Consider the following 466-nt stretch of genomic DNA (forward strand, 5'->3'; position numbering starts at 1 on the left):
ACGCCAGCGCCTACGATATGGCCTCCTATGCCAATGTCGAGCGGCTGACCTATACCGGCACTGGCGGAACGGCCCTCTACGGCAATGCCAGCGACAACATCATCACCGGTGGGGTCGGCAACGACACTTTGGCTGGCGCGGACGGGTCCGACCAGCTCCTTGGCGGCGATGGCAATGATACGCTCTATGGCGGCAACGGTGCCGACCAGGTGATCGGTGGTGCAGGCACGGACACGGCAGCATTTTCGGCCCAGGTGACGATCAACCTGAAGACCGGTGTTCATACGGGCGAGGCGGCCGGCGACATCTTCAATAGCATCGAGGCCTTCGCTGGCTCGTCGGCCAACGATACCTTTGTCGGCAATGGCACGACCGTCACCTTCAACGGCGGCGCCGGGACCGACACGGTCGATTATTCTGCCTCGGCTGCAGCCGTCAATGTCACGCTCGGCGCCGCCGGTGTGAC

General features: G+C 63.5%; 1 protein-coding gene. It reads left to right on the forward strand.

Annotated elements, in window-relative coordinates:
* A partial coding sequence (locus tag AC1DM5_RS36575) for a calcium-binding protein (protein WP_477976966.1) occupies nucleotides 1-466 on the forward strand: 466 nt, incomplete at both ends.

This window comes from Rhizobium sp. 01T437 (assembly GCF_056398505.1).